We start from the raw sequence: 670 nt of genomic DNA on the forward strand, positions 1-670 counted from the left end.
TGAGGAAGATATTAGGAAACTAGCAAGTGATAAATATCATATCGATTTAACGCAATCAGTGACGGTTGTGCTATCTAAAGAAGCCAAACATTTGATGCGTCTAGCTAAACTCTTAAACGTAACCACATTTAATTACCAAAATTATACATTAGTTCTACTCAACACTAATGCCGTTAGTCGCAAACAAATTGAGGACCAAATACAGGGTTCCGTTTGGGTTGAAAGCGGGCGAAATTTTGCTGAAATGCTTACGAATATCCAGCAAACGCTGACCTATTTCTCTTTGCTTCAGCTTGAGACTAACCAACCTATTTTTGTAAAGGATCATCCATTTTATTTATTCAATCCAGAAATATTCAAAAAAGATGAGGTATTGTTTGAGCGGGTAGACCAATTAGATGATGAACTAGTGGCAACTTTGGCTATTTTCATCAAACATAACCTAGATACAACGGCAACTAGTGAAGAATTATTCATTCACCGAAATACCGTGAATTATCGTTTAGAAAAAATTCATCGACATACCCAATTGAATCCCAGAAACATTATTGATTTGTTTGTTTTGCTGGTTTATCTAGGATACAAAATTAAACCAAATGCCCATCGCTAAATCCCAAAAAAATTCCTATTTATTCGTAGGTCCTAGTCAATTCTTTTGGTAGAATAATGT

The 670-nt window shown here is 34.8% G+C and carries 1 protein-coding gene; it reads left to right on the top strand.

The features are described from left to right. A partial coding sequence (locus ACRCJ0_RS17945) for a PucR family transcriptional regulator (RefSeq protein ID WP_431391497.1) occupies window positions 1-610 on the top strand: 610 nt, incomplete at its 5' end. Window positions 611-670: the final 60 nt, after the last annotated feature.

The sequence above is a fragment of the Aerococcus sp. L_32 genome, from assembly GCF_050689315.1.